We start from the raw sequence: 1,818 nt of genomic DNA, 5'->3' as shown, positions 1-1,818 counted from the left end.
GAGCCAATGAATCACGGTCGCTGGTCGGCGGCGAGCACCTTTTTCAACAGCCTGCTAGGGCAGCCTGCTCATGCTACGCTCCCATCCACATATACCATTGTGTGATCGAGCTAGCCCCGGGGATGATTGGCACGAAGCGCGGGCTCATCCATTATGCACTAATGGCTATGTACTCTCAAGTTTACTCTCCATTCGGGGAGGCGCACGAACGCACAGCTGACGGTGGTGCACCTACCCTATATTCCAGCTTGATCGATGACCTGAATCAGTTGAATTTCGCAGACGCGGATGACCGCCGAGCATTCCCTCCGACCCTACACAGCATATTGGCAAGGCATGGACTGTTCGGGCTCACTACACCAGCAGAGCACGGCGGATTAGCTCTTCCCTTGCAAGAGGCCATCGACCTCATCTCCGCCACTGCATCCTTCGATGTCTCGGCTGCCTCGACCCTCGTGATCCATAACTTCCTGGCGTTGCCCTGCATCGAAGCGGCACCGCACATCCCTGAACAAAGACATGTCATGTGGGGTGCAACACGCGGCGACCTTTGCGCCTTCGCTTTGACGGAGCCTGGCGCTGGCTCTGCTCCGCGGCATATAGAGGCTTCGGCTTTCATGCACGAAGATAGAGTTCGCATCTCTGGCCGCAAAATCTGGATCGGCCTCGCTGACTGGGCTCGTTGGATCGTTTGCTTTGCGCGAGCCTCTGGTCCCGATGCGAAAGGTCGGCTCGTTGGTGTGCTCGTTGATAGGCAGGCTCCGGGCCTAAAGGTCACGCACGAGCATCGCACACTCGGTCTACGTGGCATCATTCAAAATACTCTGGAGTTCCAGAATGTCGAGGTGCCGAGTGCTTACGTGCTCTCTCGCGATCAAGACGGCTGGGGAGCAGCAGCATCTAGTATGAACCGCGGGCGCATCGGTGTGGCTGCTATGGGTCTTGGAGCCCTTGAGCGCGCTATCCAGGTCGCAGCCTCATATGCAAGCCATCGTCGACTGGGTAAGCTGCGCATGATCGAGAACAGCTATATCGAGCAGTTATTTGAGCAGATGGTACTCCGGCGGGAAGTAGTGAAGGCAATGCTAGCTGCATCCTGCCGACTTGTCTCAGCGCAGAGCGCGCCCAACGTCCACCTTGCGTCGGCAACGAAGGTTTTGTCGTCGGAGTGGTGCGGCGTCGTCGCAGATCAATGCTTACAACTGTTAGGTGGCCGTGGTTACGATGAGGGAACGCCTGTAGCTAAAATTTATCGAGACGCTCGCATTCTCCGCATCTTCGAAGGTCCGACTGAGGCGCTCCTATCACATCTCGGCCGCTGCCTTCTCTCTAGAGCCACACGTGACGAAATAGCCGATCTTTTTCTGTCTCTTGGTGCGGCGCCGGTCCATGCTGCTGCAATTGAGAAACTCTCTGGGCTCAATGAGACAGACGGTGCCGTGCTAATCTATGCGGGTTGGCTCACCACACTAGGACTGGCACAAGCTGTCATGTCTGCTGGTTGCTTCTCCGCCTCAGATTGCGCCGCTGCCGCGGCTGACCTTGTTGGTTCCGAACTAGCAACTCTCCGTACTCGCGCACCGGCACGGCTATCTTTCGAAGGCCGCGTTCGCGCTAGTCGGACACTGAATACCTTCCTTCAAGACGCAGCTTCTTCTATCCGCTCACCTGTCCTCACGAGCGATTACCTCAAGCTGGAGCAGTATGTCTGATCCCGTAGCTAACAAGGGGAGCGAGGAGGCCCGTCTTATAACTGCTGGCATTGCGAACGCCCCGATTCACGCTCGCTCCTCAGCGAACGCTTGGCGTCCGAAAGCC

Annotated in this window: 1 protein-coding gene; it reads left to right on the top strand. The window is 57.2% G+C overall.

Translation table 11 applies throughout. The features are described from left to right. The coding region (locus tag K359_RS0147790; protein WP_210164122.1) for an acyl-CoA dehydrogenase family protein at positions 1-1,712 on the top strand (1,712 nt) is incomplete at its 5' end. Positions 1,713-1,818: the final 106 nt, after the last annotated feature.

The organism is Bradyrhizobium sp. th-b2 (genome assembly GCF_000426785.1).
In the GTDB taxonomy this organism is placed as follows: domain Bacteria; phylum Pseudomonadota; class Alphaproteobacteria; order Rhizobiales; family Xanthobacteraceae; genus Bradyrhizobium; species Bradyrhizobium septentrionale.
The sequence above is the reverse complement of the archived record's forward strand: the minus strand, read 5'-3'. Positions and strand labels throughout refer to the sequence as shown.